The sequence below is a fragment of the Luteimonas sp. A482 genome (assembly GCF_054072655.1).
Genome location: NZ_JBSVRO010000001.1, coordinates 1,817,682 through 1,830,357, shown reverse-complemented (window position 1 = coordinate 1,830,357; position 12,676 = coordinate 1,817,682). Strand labels below are relative to the sequence as shown.

The following is a 12,676-nucleotide window of genomic DNA, read 5'->3' as shown; positions in this document are numbered from 1 at the left end:
GATATCCAGTCTGCCGCCGCAACCCCTCCACCAGGACCGCCATGACCCAAGCCACCCCCGGCGCGCGCCCCCGCCTGTCCACGCCCGCCCGGGTTCTGATCGCGCTGCTGCTCGGCGCCGCCGTCGGCTTGCCGCTGGCTGCATTCGACCCGGCCCAGGCCGCGCAGGTGGCCGATGCGGTGCAGCCGATCGGCAGGCTCTGGCTCAATGCGCTGCAGATGACCGTGGTGCCGCTGGTTGCCGCGCTGGTGGTGGTGGGCATCAACTCGGCGGCCGATGCGGCTGCATCCGGGCGCACGGCGCGTACGGCGATCGTGGTGTTCCTGGTGTTGCTGGCGCTGGCGGGTGCGTTCGCCGCGGTTGCCGCGCCGGCGTTCCTGTCGATGGTGCCCCGCGACGAGGCGCTCATCGCCACCTTTCGCGCTGCGATCGATGCGCCCGAGAACCTGCCCGTCGCGCCCGGCTTCGGCGCCTGGCTGACCAACATCATTCCCAGCAATGCGATCGCCGCCGCGGCCAACAGCGCCATGCTGCCGCTGGTGGTGTTCGCGATGTTCTTCGGCTTCGGCCTCACCCGGATCGATCCGGATCGCCGGGTGCGCATGCTCGAGCTGGTGCGCACCCTCGGCGACACCATGCTGGTGGTGGTGCGCTGGGTGCTGTGGGCCGCGCCCGTCGGCGTGTTCGCACTGGTGTTGGCGGTGTGCGCGCGGGTCGGCCTCGACATGCTCAGCGCGCTGGGCTACTACATCCTCACCCAGTGCGCGCTCTATATCGCGATCACCTTGCTGCTTTACGTGGTCGCGGTTGTCGCGGCAGGCGAGCGCCCTGCCCGCTTCGCCAAGGCGCTGCTGCCGGTGCAGGCGATCGCGGCCAGTACGCAGTCCTCATTGGCCTCGCTGCCGGTGATGATCGAAACCGCGCGCATGCGCCTGGGCTATCCGCTGGCGGTCACCTCGCTGGTGCTGCCGATGGCGGTATCGCTGTTCCGCATCGCCAGCCCGCCGCAGTACATCGTGGTCGCCTGCTTTATCGCATGGCTGTATGGCATCGACCTCACCGCGCTGCAGCTCGGCACCGCGGTGGGGTTGAGCATCGTGGTGAGCATGGGCTCGGTCGGCCTGCCGGGGCAGGTGAGCTTCATGACCAACAACATGCCGATTACCCAGTCGCTGGGCCTGCCGATCGAGCCGCTGGGCGTGCTGCTGGCGGTGGACACGATCCCGGACGTGTTTGCCACGGTCGCCAACACCTCGGCCGACGTCACCGCGACCGCGATCGTGGTCAAGCAAGCGGGGCATGCGGGCGAGATCGACGACGTGGTTTGAGCTCCGCCGGCGACGCCCTGCCCAACTAGGTCAGCTTGCTCCGCCGCATTTCCAGGGTACGTTCGGGCGGCGCGAAGGAATCGGCCCGCGCATTCGACCAGAACGCGCGGAACACCGCGTGCTCTGGCACGTGGGCGAGCAGTTCGCCCGGATCCAGGAAACGGTACAGCGCCGAGAGCGAGCGCACCTCGGTGGGCGAGACGCGGCGCAGGATGTGTTCCGGGCCGAGCTGCGAGGGATGCTCCAGTCCGGCCGCACCCAGCATGTCGCGCAGTGCGCGCAGGGTGTTCTGGTGGAAGTTGGCCACGCGCGTGGCCTTGTCCTCGACGTCGAGCGCGCGCCAGCGCGACGGGTTCTGGGTCGCCACGCCGGTCGGGCACAGGTCGTTGTGGCAGCTGCGTGCCTGGATGCAGCCCAGCGCGAACATGAAGCCGCGCCCGGCGTTGCACCAGTCCGCGCCCATGGCCACGGTGCGGGCGATGTCGAAGGCGCTGGCGATGCGGCCGGCGGCGGCGATCTTCATCCGGTCGCGCAGGCCGATCCCGACCAGGGTGTTGTGCACCAGCATCAGCCCTTCGTGCATCGGCACGCCGACATGGTTGATGAACTCCAGCGGCGAGGCGCCGGTGCCGCCCTCGGCGCCGTCGACGACGATGAAGTCCGGCGTGATGCCCGTTTCCAGCATCGCCTTGGCGACGCCGAACCACTCCCAGGGATGGCCGATCGCGAGCTTGAAGCCGGTCGGCTTGCCGCCCGACAGTTCACGCAGCCGCGCCACGAACGCGAGCAGCCCCGCAGGCGTGGAAAACTCCGAATGCGACGCCGGCGATATGCAGTCCACGCCCGCCGGCACGCCGCGTGCGATCGCGATCTCGGCGGTCACCTTGGCCGCCGGCAACATGCCGCCGTGCCCGGGCTTGGCGCCCTGGGAGAGCTTGAGTTCGATCATCCTTACCTGCGGGTCGCGCGCGTTCGCGGCGAAGCGCTCCTCGCTGAAGCGCCCTGCCTGGTCGCGGCAGCCGAAGTAGCCCGATCCGATTTCCCAGACCAGGTCGCCACCGCGTTCGCGGTGGTAGGACGAGATCGAACCTTCGCCGGTGTCGTGGTAGAAATTCCCGCGCCGGGCACCTTCGTTGAGCGCGCGGATCGCGTTGGCCGACAGCGAGCCGAAGCTCATCGCCGAAATGTTGAACACGCTCGCGTCGTAGGGCGTGGACTGCGCGCCGCCCACCAGCACCCGGAAGTCGTGCGACTCGGCGTGGGCGGGAGCCAGCGAGTGGTTGATCCACTCGTAGCTGACGTCGTAGGGGTCGTGCTCGCTGCCGAACGGCACGGTGTCGCGTTCGTTCTTGGCGCGCTGGTAGACCAGAGCACGCTTCTCGCGCGAAAACGGCACCTCGGCCAGGTCGTCCTCGATGAAGTACTGGCGGATCTCCGGCCGGATCGACTCCAAGCCATAGCGGAAGTGCGCGATCACCGGGTACAGACGGCGCAGCGTCGTGCGCGTCTGCAGCACGTCGACCAGGCCCAGCAGCGCCAGCGCGCCGGACGATGCCGCCAGCCACCACCATGCCGGAGACCACGCGAGCGCCAGCACGATTCCGGTCAGCGCAAGGGCGATGGAGGCGAACCAGACGGTACGGCGATTGAACATTGGCAGCGGGGCGACGCGCGGGATGGCGCGAGGCCATGATCACATAGGTGGGTGATGCGGGCGTCCGTGCTGCGCAACGATTGCAGGAGCGGCCTGTAGGAGCGGCTTCAGCCGCGATGGCACGCCAGGCCGCGTCACGGCCGATTTTGCAATCGCGGCTGAAGCCGCTCCTACAGGGGCGCGGGAGGATGAGGTGGTGCCCGAGGCCGGGCTCGAACCGGCATGACCGCGAGGTCGAGGGATTTTCGTACCACTTCGACTTTCGCCGCCGGCCGAAGCCGTTCGTGGTCTGGAGCACGCCTTCACCGTGGCGCAGTGCGCTGTAGGTGCCCGCCGTCTGCTCTCTACACCTTCCTTCCGCGAACGGAAGGCTTGGCTCGGCGTTGGCGCGGACCGGGGTCCAGGGCGTTCACCGACTTTGACGGGTGCCACCTCCGGCGTTTCCACCGGAGGGCTCAATTGTTCAAGTCCCTTGTGTCTACCGATTTCACCACTCGGGCGTGGCCGGCGGTCGCGTCACGCTCCCTGTGCGGGAGATGGAGGCCTGGGTCGGAATTGAACCGGCGTACGCGGATTTGCAGTCCGCTGCATAACCACTCTGCCACCAGGCCGGTGACGCTCGCCGCGAGCAACGATACACGCTCGCGGCGCTGATAAACAAAACCCCGGCGGTGCCGGGGCCTGCTTGAAACTGGAGCGGGAAACGAGACTCGAACTCGCGACCTCAACCTTGGCAAGGTTGCGCTCTACCAACTGAGCTATTCCCGCGTTGAGCCGCGCATTTTACCTGGTGGCCGTGGCGTGTCAACAGCCGAGTCCTCTGCAGCGCGCAGGACCGGCCAGGCCGCAAGCAGATAGGCCACTCCGGACCACAGGGTGAGCAAGGCCGCCGCGCCCAGCAGCCAGTCGCCGATGTGGAACACCGGCACGCCCATCCAGATGTCGGTGCCCGGCTGCAGCGGGTGGCGCGGGTTGATCGAGTACAGCAGGCACGACAGCGCGACCATCTGCGCGATGGTCTTGATCTTGCCGATCGCGGCCACCTTCACCGTCGCCCGCTGGCCCAGTTCGGCCATCCATTCGCGCAGCGCCGACACCGCGATCTCGCGGCCCACGATCACAGCCGCCCAGAACGCCATCCACGGCGTGGGATGGCCCTGCACGATCAGGAACAGCGCCACCGCCACCATCAGCTTGTCGGCGACCGGGTCGAGGAACGCGCCGAACGCGGAGTACTGGTTGTAGCGGCGCGCGATCCAGCCGTCCAGCCAGTCCGTGACCGCGGCCAGGATGAAGACGAAGGCGGACGCGAAGTTGGTCCACTGCGAAGGCATGTAGAACACGGCGACCAGCACCGGGATCAGCACGATCCGCAGCAGGGTCAGCCGGGTGGGGACGGTCAGCTTCATTTCGACGAGGGGGGTGGGCCGGGGGGAGCGGCATCCTGCAGGCCGTGCAGGGTCGCATAGATTCGCCCGGCCAGCGCCGCGTTCACGCCCTCGACCCGGGCGATCTCCTCGATCCCCGCGGCCTTCAGCCCGCCCAGTCCGCCGAAATGCTTGAGCAGGCTGGCGCGCCGGCGCGGCCCGATGCCCGGGATGTCTTCCAGCCTGCTGACGCTGCGCGCCTTCTGGCGACGGCCGCGGTGGCCGGTGATGGCAAAACGATGGGCTTCGTCGCGGACCTGCTGGATCAGCTGCAGGCCGGGCGAATCGGCGCCGGGGCGCAGCTCGCGGCCGTCGGGCAGGAGCAGGCGCTCGTGGCCGGCGCGACGTTCCTCGCCCTTGGCCACGCCGACGATGATCACGCCGGGGCTGCCCGGGCGGGTGGAAGCCTCGATACCCAGCGAGGCCAGCACGCCGCGGGCCTGCGCGACCTGCCCTGCCCCGCCGTCGATCAGCAGCAGGTCGGGGAGGATGCCGGCGGGTTTGGGTTCGCGTGGTGGTCGGGACGGTGCGTCCGGGGGCTGCGGGGATTGCCCGCTGTGCCCGGACTGATGGGGCGGGGGCGGCTGCGCGGGAGATTCCTCCCTGCGGTCGGAATGACAAGCGGATTCGCGATCGGAATGCGAGTCGGATTCGCGATCGGAAAGAGAGTCGGATTCGCGATCGGAATGAACGTCGGATTCGCTGCTTGAAGGGAGTTCGGGAGGAGGCGCCGGCGCCGGCTCGCGCGCTTCCGCCGCGCGGCGGAAGCGGCGCGTCAGCGCCTGCTGCATGGCGGCGTAGTCGTCGCCCGGCTCGATGCCGGCGATGTTGTAGCGGCGGTACTGGCTGCGCACCGCGCCTTCGGTATCGAACACCACGCACGAAGCAACGGTCGCCTCGCCCATGGTGTGGCTGATGTCGAAGCATTCGATGCGCGTCGGCGCCCGCTCCAGGCCCAGCAGTTCGCACAGCGAATCGATTCGCGCCTGCTGCGCGGCGCGGCTGCCCAGTTCGGTCGCGAGCGACAGCTCCGCGTTGCGCCGTGCCAGGTCGACGTAGCCCGCGCGTTCGCCGCGCACGCTGTGGCGGATCTGCACCTTGTGGCCGGTGGCGGCGGTGAGCGCCTGCTCCAGCAGTTCGGTGTCCTCGATCGCGCGGTCGAGCACGATCTCGCGCGGGGCCGGCTGCTCGCCGTAGTACTGCGAGACGAAGGCGGCCAACACTTCGGCCGGGTTGTCGCTGCCGTTGGTCTTGGGGAAGAACGCGCGCGTGCCGAGGTTGCGGCCGTCGCGGAACGCCAGCAGCAGCACGCAGGCATGGGTACCCTGCATCGCGACCGCCAGCACGTCGAGCTCGGCGGCGCGGCCGTCGACGTACTGGCGCGCCTGCAGCGTGCGCACGTTGGCCACCAGGTCGCGCAGGCGCGCGGCCTCTTCGAAATCCAGCCGCGCACTGGCCGCCTCCATCGCCTCGCCCAGCTCGCGCGTGAGCTCGTCGCTGCGGCCTTCGAGGAACAGCGTGGCGCGGCGCACCGCGTCGGCGTACTCGCGCGCCGGCACCAGGCCCACGCAGGGCGCGGTGCAGCGGCCGATCTGGTGCTGCAGGCAGGGCCGCGAGCGGTTGCGGAACACGCTGTCCTCGCAGCTGCGCAGCTTGAACAGCTTGTGCATCATGTTCAGCGTTTCGCGCACCGCGGTGACGCCGGGGTACGGGCCGAAATAACGGCCGGGCACGCTGCGCGGGCCGCGATGCAGGGCCAGCCGTGGCCAGGGCTCCTGGGTCACCAGCACGTACGGATAGCTCTTGTCGTCGCGCAGCAGCACGTTGTAGCGCGGCCGCAGCGACTTGATCAGCTGGTTCTCCAGCAGCAGCGCCTCGCCCTCGGTGCGCGTGACCGTGACTTCCATGCGCGCGGTCTGCGACAGCATCGCGACGGTGCGCGCGGGCTTGGGCACGTTGCTGAAGTAGCTGGCCACGCGCTTGCGCAGCGCGCCGGCCTTGCCGATGTAGAGCGCAGCGCCGTCGGCGGCGATCATGCGATACACGCCGGGCGCGGTGCTCAGGCCGCGGGCGAAGGCCTTGCCGTCGAAGGGGACGTCGTCGGGCGCGCTGCCGGTACAGCGAACGGATGCTTCGCCGGTCATTCGCCTATCGGCACGTGGCGCAGCGTGCCGTTGCGCGGGTCGAACCGGAGCACCGCATGGGCGTCGGTGTCGGCGATCCAGATCGCGCCGTTGCCCACCGCCAGCCCGGTCGAGCCGTGCAGGCGCTGCGGCAGATCGATGGTCGACAGCTGGCCGCCGCCCAGGCGCAGGCAGCGCAAGGCATCGTTGCCACCATCGGCGATCCACAGCACCGGCAGCTCGGGATCGAGCGCGAGCGCCTGCGGCTGCTGCAGGCGGGCGTCGGTACGGGCGCCGTCGGCGTCGCCGAACTGCCACTGGTCCTGGCCGACCAGGGTCGAGACCGCGCCGGTGCGGACGTTGACGCTGCGGATCGCCGACCCGGCCGCGTCGCAGACATACAGCGCCTGCTGCACGGCGGCCAGCGCCACCGGCTCGGCGAACGAGGCGCCCACGCCGGTGCCGTCGGTGACGGCCAAGCGCCCGGAGCCAGCCAACAGCTGGATGCCGGGCGAGCCCAGGTCGAACTTCCAGATGCGGTTGTCGCCGGTGGTGGCGATGAACAGCGAACTGCCGCTCAGCGCGACCGCGCGCGGCTGGTCAAGCGCGATCGAGCGCGGATCTGCGACGGGGCCTTCGCGCGGAGTGCCGGAACGACCGGCGCCGCAGATGGTGTCGATGTCGCCGCTGCGCAGCTCGACGCGGCGGATCGCGTGGTTGCCGGTGTCGGCCACGTACAGGGTGTCGCGCCACAGGCACATGCCGTGCGGGCGGTTGAATGCGGCCAGCTCCATCGGGCCGTCGATGAAGCCCGGGCCGCCGCTGCCGAACTGGCGCAGCACCCGTCCGGCCTGGTCGCACTCGAGCACGCGGTGGTGCTCGCAGTCGGCGACGTACAGGTAGTTGCCGGAGACGACCAGCCCGGTCGGGAAGCGCAGCGGCAGCGGCGGTTCGCCGCCGCGCCGCATCTCGATGGGATCGGCGCTGGGCAGGGTCGGCACCAGTTCGGCGGCCAGTTCGGCCACCCGTGCATCGAGTTCCCGGATCGGGCCGTCGCCGACGATGCGGTCGCGGATCCGGCCTTCGCCGTCGATCAGCACCACGGTCGGCCAGGCCTCGATGCCGTAGTGCTGCCACAGCGTCCAGTCCGGGTCATGCCCGATCGGGAAGTCGTAGCGCTGGCGATTCAGGCGCTTGGCGATGCGCCGCGCGTCGCGCTCGCTGTCGAAGCGCGGTACGTGCACCGCCACCACGTTGACCCGGTCGCCGTGGCGCGCGCGCAGCCGCGCCAGGTCGGCCAGCCGCTGCTGGCACCAGGCCGAGCCGGCGTTGACGAACGCCAGCGCACAGACCTTGCCGCGCAGCTGTGCCATGCGCAGCGGCGTCAGCAGGTTGAGCCATTCGACGCCGGGCGGGAACTCAGGGGCGGTGTTCGCGTCCATGTCGGGCGATTATGCGTCAATCCGCGCGGTGCGGCCCGCCAGTCGCGTGACGATGGCGCGCGCGGCGGCGTCGACCAGGGTCCACGCGTGCTCGAACTCCTCCGGGCCGCCCGTGTACGGATCCGGCACTTCGGCGCCCTGCCCCAGCCCGGCCCATTCCAGCAGCAGCGCGCTGCGCGCGGTGGCGCCGGCGGGCGCGCGTTCGCGCACGTCGGCCAGGTTGCTGCGATCCGCGCACAGTAGCCAGTCGAACTCGTGGTAGTCGGCGCTGCGCAGCTGGCGCGCGCGCAGGCTGGTCAGGTCCACGCCGTGGCGCGCGGCGTTGGCGATGGTGCGGTGGTCGGGCGGCTTGCCGGCGTGCCAGTCGCCGGTGCCGGCCGAGTCGAGTTCGACCCGGTGCCCCAGTCGCGCTTCATCGAGCCGCTGGCGCAGCACGCCCTCGGCCAGCGGCGAGCGGCAGATGTTGCCCAGGCAGACGACCAGCAGGCGCAGCGGCTCAGCCACGGGCAGCCTCCAGGATCGTCTCGGCGCGGGCCAGGTCTTCGGGCGTATCCACGCCCTGCGGGAACGGTTCGGGCGCGAGCGCCACCGCGATCGGCAAGCCCGCCTCGAGCACCCTCAATTGCTCCAGCGCCTCGATCCGCTCCAGCCGCCCCGGCGGCATCTTCGAAAACCGGCGCAGGAAGCCGGCGCGGTAGGCGTAGATGCCGATATGCCGCAGCCACTCCCCGGCCACCGTGATCTCGCCCTCGCGCGAGAACGCGTCGCGATGCCAGGGGATCGGCGCGCGACTGAAATACAGCGCATGGCCGGTGTCGGCGACCACCACCTTGACCGTGTTGGGGTCGAACAACACCGGCGGTTCGGTGATGGGTTCGGCCAATGTGGCCATGTCGGCGCGGCCGTCGGCAAGCAGTGCGGCCACCCGGCGGATGCCGGCGGCCGGCGCGAAGGGTTCGTCGCCCTGCAGGTTGACCACGATGGTGTCGTCGTCCCAGCCGGCGATGTCGGCGCATTCGGCCAGGCGGTCGGCGCCGGACTGGTGGTCGGTGCGGGTCATCGCCACCTGCACGCCGCTGCCTTCCAGCGCGCGGGCGATGCGTTCGTCGTCGGCAGCGACCCAGACTTCGCGTGCGCCGGCGGCGAGCGCGCGCCGGGCCACGTGCAGGATCAGAGGCTCGCCCCCCAGCAGCCGCAGCGGCTTGCCGGGCAGCCGCGTGGCGTCGTGGCGGGCGGGAATGGCGACAACAAAATCGGGCAGGTGCATGTGGTCATTCTACTTGGAGCGGCTTCGCCACCACTCCCGGCCTCGCCATCCAACCCCAGCCTCGCCATCCACCCCGGCCTCGCCATCCACCCCGCCTGTCATTTCGACCGGAGGGAGAAATCTGCCCTTCGGCGCCGGGCAGGAGATTTCTCCCTTCGGTCGAAATGACATGGATGGTTGGCGCGCCCTGTCGGGAGGGAAATTTCAGGAATGACCGCCGACGCCCTCCCGCCTTGGTCCCAGCCGGCCCAGCAGCGCGACCCAGAACGCCTCGGGCAGTTGCGCATCGATGCCTACGCTGGACCAGCGCTCGCCCGCGAACGGCGCGCACTTGACCGCGTCCTTCTCGGTCAGCAGCACCGGCAGGTCGCTGCCGAAGCGCAGGTCGTCGGCGACATAGCGGTGGTGGTCGGGGAATGCGTGCGGGACGACGGCGATGCCCTGGCCGCGCAGCATCGAGAAAAAGCGCTCCGGGTCGCCGATGCCCGCCACCGCGTGCACGCGCTGGCCGGCGAAGAACGCCAGCGGCCGCGGCCTGCCGCCGGCCATCGGGCGTGCGTCGCCAGACTCCAGCCACATCGGCCACTCGCCGAAGCCGGCGGCGAGGTCCGGGTCGCTGCCGACATTGAGCACCCGGAACTGGCAGTCGGCGCCGCGCTCGGGCGGTTCGCGCAGGGGGCCGGCAGGCAGCAGGCGGCCATTGCCGTAGCGGCGGCGGCCGTCAATCACTTCGATTTCGAGATCGCGGGCGAGGCGGTAGTGCTGCAGGCCGTCGTCGCAGACCACGATGTCGCAGCCTTCGGCGACCAGCGCACGCGCGGCGGCCACACGGTCGGCGTCGACCCGCACGCGCACGCCGGTGCGGGCGGCGATCAGCACCGGTTCGTCACCGCCCACGGCCGGATCGGTGCCGGCATCGACCCAGGCCGGCTTGCCCGCGTCGCTGCGGCCATAGCCGCGGCTGGCCACGCCGGGCGTCCAGCCGGCGGCGAGCAGGCGTTCGACCAGGGCGATGGTCAGCGGCGTCTTGCCGCTGCCGCCGGCGACGATGTTGCCGACCACCACCACCGGGCGTCCGGGATGCCGGGCGCGCAGCAGGCCGCGGCGATACAGGCCGCGGCGCACGCCGGCGACCGCGCCGTAGAGGCCGGCCAGCAGGCGTGCATGCACCGGCACCGCCGCATTGGCGTACCAGTACGCCGGCACCTCGCGCCTGCCCCGGCTCACGCTTCGTTGCCCTCGCGGAACTGCATCCGGTGCAGGTGCGCGTACAGGCCGCCCTGTGCCAGCAGCTCGGTGTGCGTGCCCCGCTCCACCAGTTGGCCCTGGTCGAGCACCAGCACCTGGTCGGCGTGTTCGATGGTCGAGAGCCGGTGGGCGATGACCAGGGTGGTGCGGTCGGGCATCAGCCGGGTCAGCGCCTCCTGCACCAGCCGTTCGGATTCGGTGTCGAGCGCGGCCGTGGCTTCGTCGAGGATCAGCAGCGGCGCATCGCGCAGGATTGCGCGCGCGATCGCCAGGCGCTGGCGCTGGCCGCCCGACAACATCGAACCGTTCTCGCCGATCGGCGTGTCCATGTCCTGCGGCAGGCGTTCGATGAACTCCCAGGCGTTGGCCGCCTCGGCCGCGGCGCGCAATGCCTCGGGCGTCGCCTCCGCCGCGTAGGCGATGTTGGCCGCCACGCTGTCGTCGAACAGCATCACCCGCTGGCCGACCAGCGCGATCTGGCGGCGCAGGTCGGACAGGCGGTAGTGGTCCAGCGGCACGCCGTCGAGTGTGATCGAGCCCGAGCTCGGCTCGTAGAAGCGCGGCACCAGCCGCACCAGGCTGGTCTTGCCGCTGCCGGATCGGCCGACGATCGCAGTCACGGTGCCGGGCATGGCGGTGAAGCTGATGCCCTCCAGCGCGTGGCGCACCTCGTCGCGCTGGTAGCGCAGCGAGACGTTGTGGAACACCAGCTCGCCGCGTGCGCGCCCCAGCGGCACGCTGCCGGCGTCGCGCTCCTCGTCCGAGTCGAGCACGCCGAACAGGCGCTCGGCCGCAGCGACACCGCGCCCGATCACGCTCTGCACGTTGGTGATCCGGCGCAGCGAGGGAATGATGCCCATCATCGCGGTCATCAGCTGCACGAACTCGCCCGGGTTGAGGCGGCCCTCGAGGGCCTCGTGTATCGACACCCAGACGATCGCGGCCAGCGCCAGCGCGGCGAGGATCTGGACCAGCGCCGAGGACAGCGCGCGCGTGGTCTCGACCTTCATGTTCAGCCGCAGGATGCGGTTGGCGAAGGCCGAATAGCGGCTGCGCTCGAAGGCCTGCGCGCCGTACACCTTGACGTCCTGCTGCGCGGCCAGCGACTGCTCGGCGCTGGCGGCCAGTGCGCCCATGCCGTCCTGGATGCCGCGACTGATGCGGCGGTAGCGCCCGCCCACGTACCAGACCAGCACGCCGATCAGCGGCGCGATCACGATCATCGCCAGGGTGACCTTGACGCTGGTGTAGAGCATCAGCCCGAACAGGAAGAGCACCGTCAGGCCATCGGTGAGGATCGCCTTGAGCGCATCAGAGCTGGCCTGGGTGACCTGCTCGGTGTCGAAGTTCAGGCGGCTGACCATCGCCGGCACCGACTCGGTGTCGAAGCGCGTGCTGGGCAGGCGCAGGTACTTGCCCAGCACCAGCTCGCGCAGGTCGCGCACCACGCTGCGGCCCACGCGCGCCATGCCGTAGTCGGTGGCGAATGTGGCCAGGCCGCGCATCACGAACAGGCCGATGATCGCCAGCGGCAGCACTACGGCCATGCCGGGCTTCGGATCGACGAAGCCGTCGTTGGTCAGCGGCTCCATCAGCCACACGAACGCGGCGCCGGCCAGCGCTTCGATGATCATCGCCGCCATTGCCACGAGCAGGAACGGCCAGTACACCCAGGCATGGCCCAGCAGGCGCCGGTAGACGGGCCAGGCGCCCGGCGGAGCAGCGGTCTCGCTGGAAGGATCGCTCATTGCGGCATCACTGCGCCGGCGCCGCCTGCTCGGGCGCGGTCGCATTGGCGATGCGGGTGAAGCCGAGCTGGCCCAGCGCGTCGTAGGCGGTCACCACCGCCTGCCACGGCGTGCGCGCGTCGGCGCGCAGCAGTACGGTGCGCTCGCGGTCGTCGCCGGCCACTTCGACGATGGTGCGCTTGAGCGACTCCACGTCGGTGCGCAGCGCCTCGCGGTCGCCGACGAAGTAGCGGCCGTCGGCATTGATCAGCAGGCTCAGCGAATCGGATTGCGTGTTCGTCTGGCCGTCGGCACGCGGCAGCTCGAGCTTGAGCACCGAACGCGCGTCGAAGGTGGTGGTGATCACGAAGAAGATGATCAGCACCAGGATCACGTCGATCAGCGGCACCAGGTTGATCTCTGGCACGTCTTCGGCCCGGCGGTCGCGGATCCGCATGGT

General features: G+C 70.4%; 10 protein-coding genes and 2 tRNA genes. 1 reads left to right on the top strand and 11 read right to left on the bottom strand.

Annotation, left to right across the window (positions count from 1 at the left end; genetic code table 11):
• Positions 1-41 precede the first annotated feature (41 nt).
• Positions 42-1,328: a dicarboxylate/amino acid:cation symporter gene (locus ACW5DW_RS08145; RefSeq protein ID WP_457018256.1), complete on the top strand. Its 1,287-nt coding sequence runs from the start codon at positions 42-44 to the stop codon at positions 1,326-1,328.
• Between the two features lie 25 nt (positions 1,329-1,353).
• Here ACW5DW_RS08145 and ACW5DW_RS08140 read toward each other — a convergent pair whose 3' ends face one another.
• From ACW5DW_RS08140 to ACW5DW_RS08090, 11 genes are all read right to left on the bottom strand, one after another.
• Positions 1,354-2,982 carry an FMN-binding glutamate synthase family protein gene (locus ACW5DW_RS08140; protein ID WP_457018255.1) on the bottom strand — a complete coding sequence of 543 codons (1,629 nt, stop codon included), beginning with the start codon at positions 2,980-2,982 and terminating at the stop codon, positions 1,354-1,356.
• Positions 2,983-3,519: 537 nt separating this feature from the next.
• Positions 3,520-3,593 (bottom strand) — tRNA-Cys (locus tag ACW5DW_RS08135).
• Positions 3,594-3,674: 81 nt separating this feature from the next.
• Positions 3,675-3,750: transfer RNA gene (locus tag ACW5DW_RS08130), tRNA-Gly, on the bottom strand.
• Positions 3,741-4,391 (bottom strand): CDP-diacylglycerol--glycerol-3-phosphate 3-phosphatidyltransferase, encoded by a 651-nt coding sequence (gene pgsA / locus ACW5DW_RS08125; RefSeq protein WP_457018254.1) that lies wholly within the window; start codon positions 4,389-4,391, stop codon positions 3,741-3,743. Before pgsA ends, ACW5DW_RS08130 begins: the two co-directional genes overlap by 10 nt.
• Positions 4,388-6,553 (bottom strand): excinuclease ABC subunit UvrC, encoded by a 2,166-nt coding sequence (gene uvrC, locus ACW5DW_RS08120; RefSeq protein WP_457018253.1) that lies wholly within the window; start codon positions 6,551-6,553, stop codon positions 4,388-4,390. The genes pgsA and uvrC overlap by 4 nt, the downstream gene beginning before the upstream one ends.
• Positions 6,550-7,974 carry a thioredoxin-like domain-containing protein gene (locus ACW5DW_RS08115; RefSeq protein ID WP_457018252.1) on the bottom strand — a complete coding sequence of 475 codons (1,425 nt, stop codon included), beginning with the start codon at positions 7,972-7,974 and terminating at the stop codon, positions 6,550-6,552. Before ACW5DW_RS08115 ends, uvrC begins: the two co-directional genes overlap by 4 nt.
• A gap of 9 nt (positions 7,975-7,983) precedes the next feature.
• Positions 7,984-8,466, bottom strand: a complete 483-nt coding sequence (locus ACW5DW_RS08110; RefSeq protein ID WP_457018435.1) for a low molecular weight protein-tyrosine-phosphatase — start codon at positions 8,464-8,466, stop codon at positions 7,984-7,986.
• Positions 8,467-8,470: 4 nt separating this feature from the next.
• On the bottom strand, positions 8,471-9,241 hold the full coding sequence (gene kdsB / locus ACW5DW_RS08105) for a 3-deoxy-manno-octulosonate cytidylyltransferase (protein ID WP_457018251.1): 771 nt from the start codon (positions 9,239-9,241) through the stop codon (positions 8,471-8,473).
• 204 nt (positions 9,242-9,445) lie between these two features.
• Positions 9,446-10,468, bottom strand: a complete 1,023-nt coding sequence (gene lpxK / locus ACW5DW_RS08100; protein WP_457018250.1) for a tetraacyldisaccharide 4'-kinase — start codon at positions 10,466-10,468, stop codon at positions 9,446-9,448.
• Complete coding sequence (gene msbA, locus ACW5DW_RS08095) at positions 10,465-12,237, bottom strand: lipid A export permease/ATP-binding protein MsbA (RefSeq protein ID WP_457018249.1); 1,773 nt, start codon at positions 12,235-12,237, stop codon at positions 10,465-10,467. The genes lpxK and msbA overlap by 4 nt, the downstream gene beginning before the upstream one ends.
• A gap of 7 nt (positions 12,238-12,244) precedes the next feature.
• Positions 12,245-12,673, bottom strand: a complete 429-nt coding sequence (locus ACW5DW_RS08090; protein ID WP_457018248.1) for an ExbD/TolR family protein — start codon at positions 12,671-12,673, stop codon at positions 12,245-12,247.
• Positions 12,674-12,676: the final 3 nt, after the last annotated feature.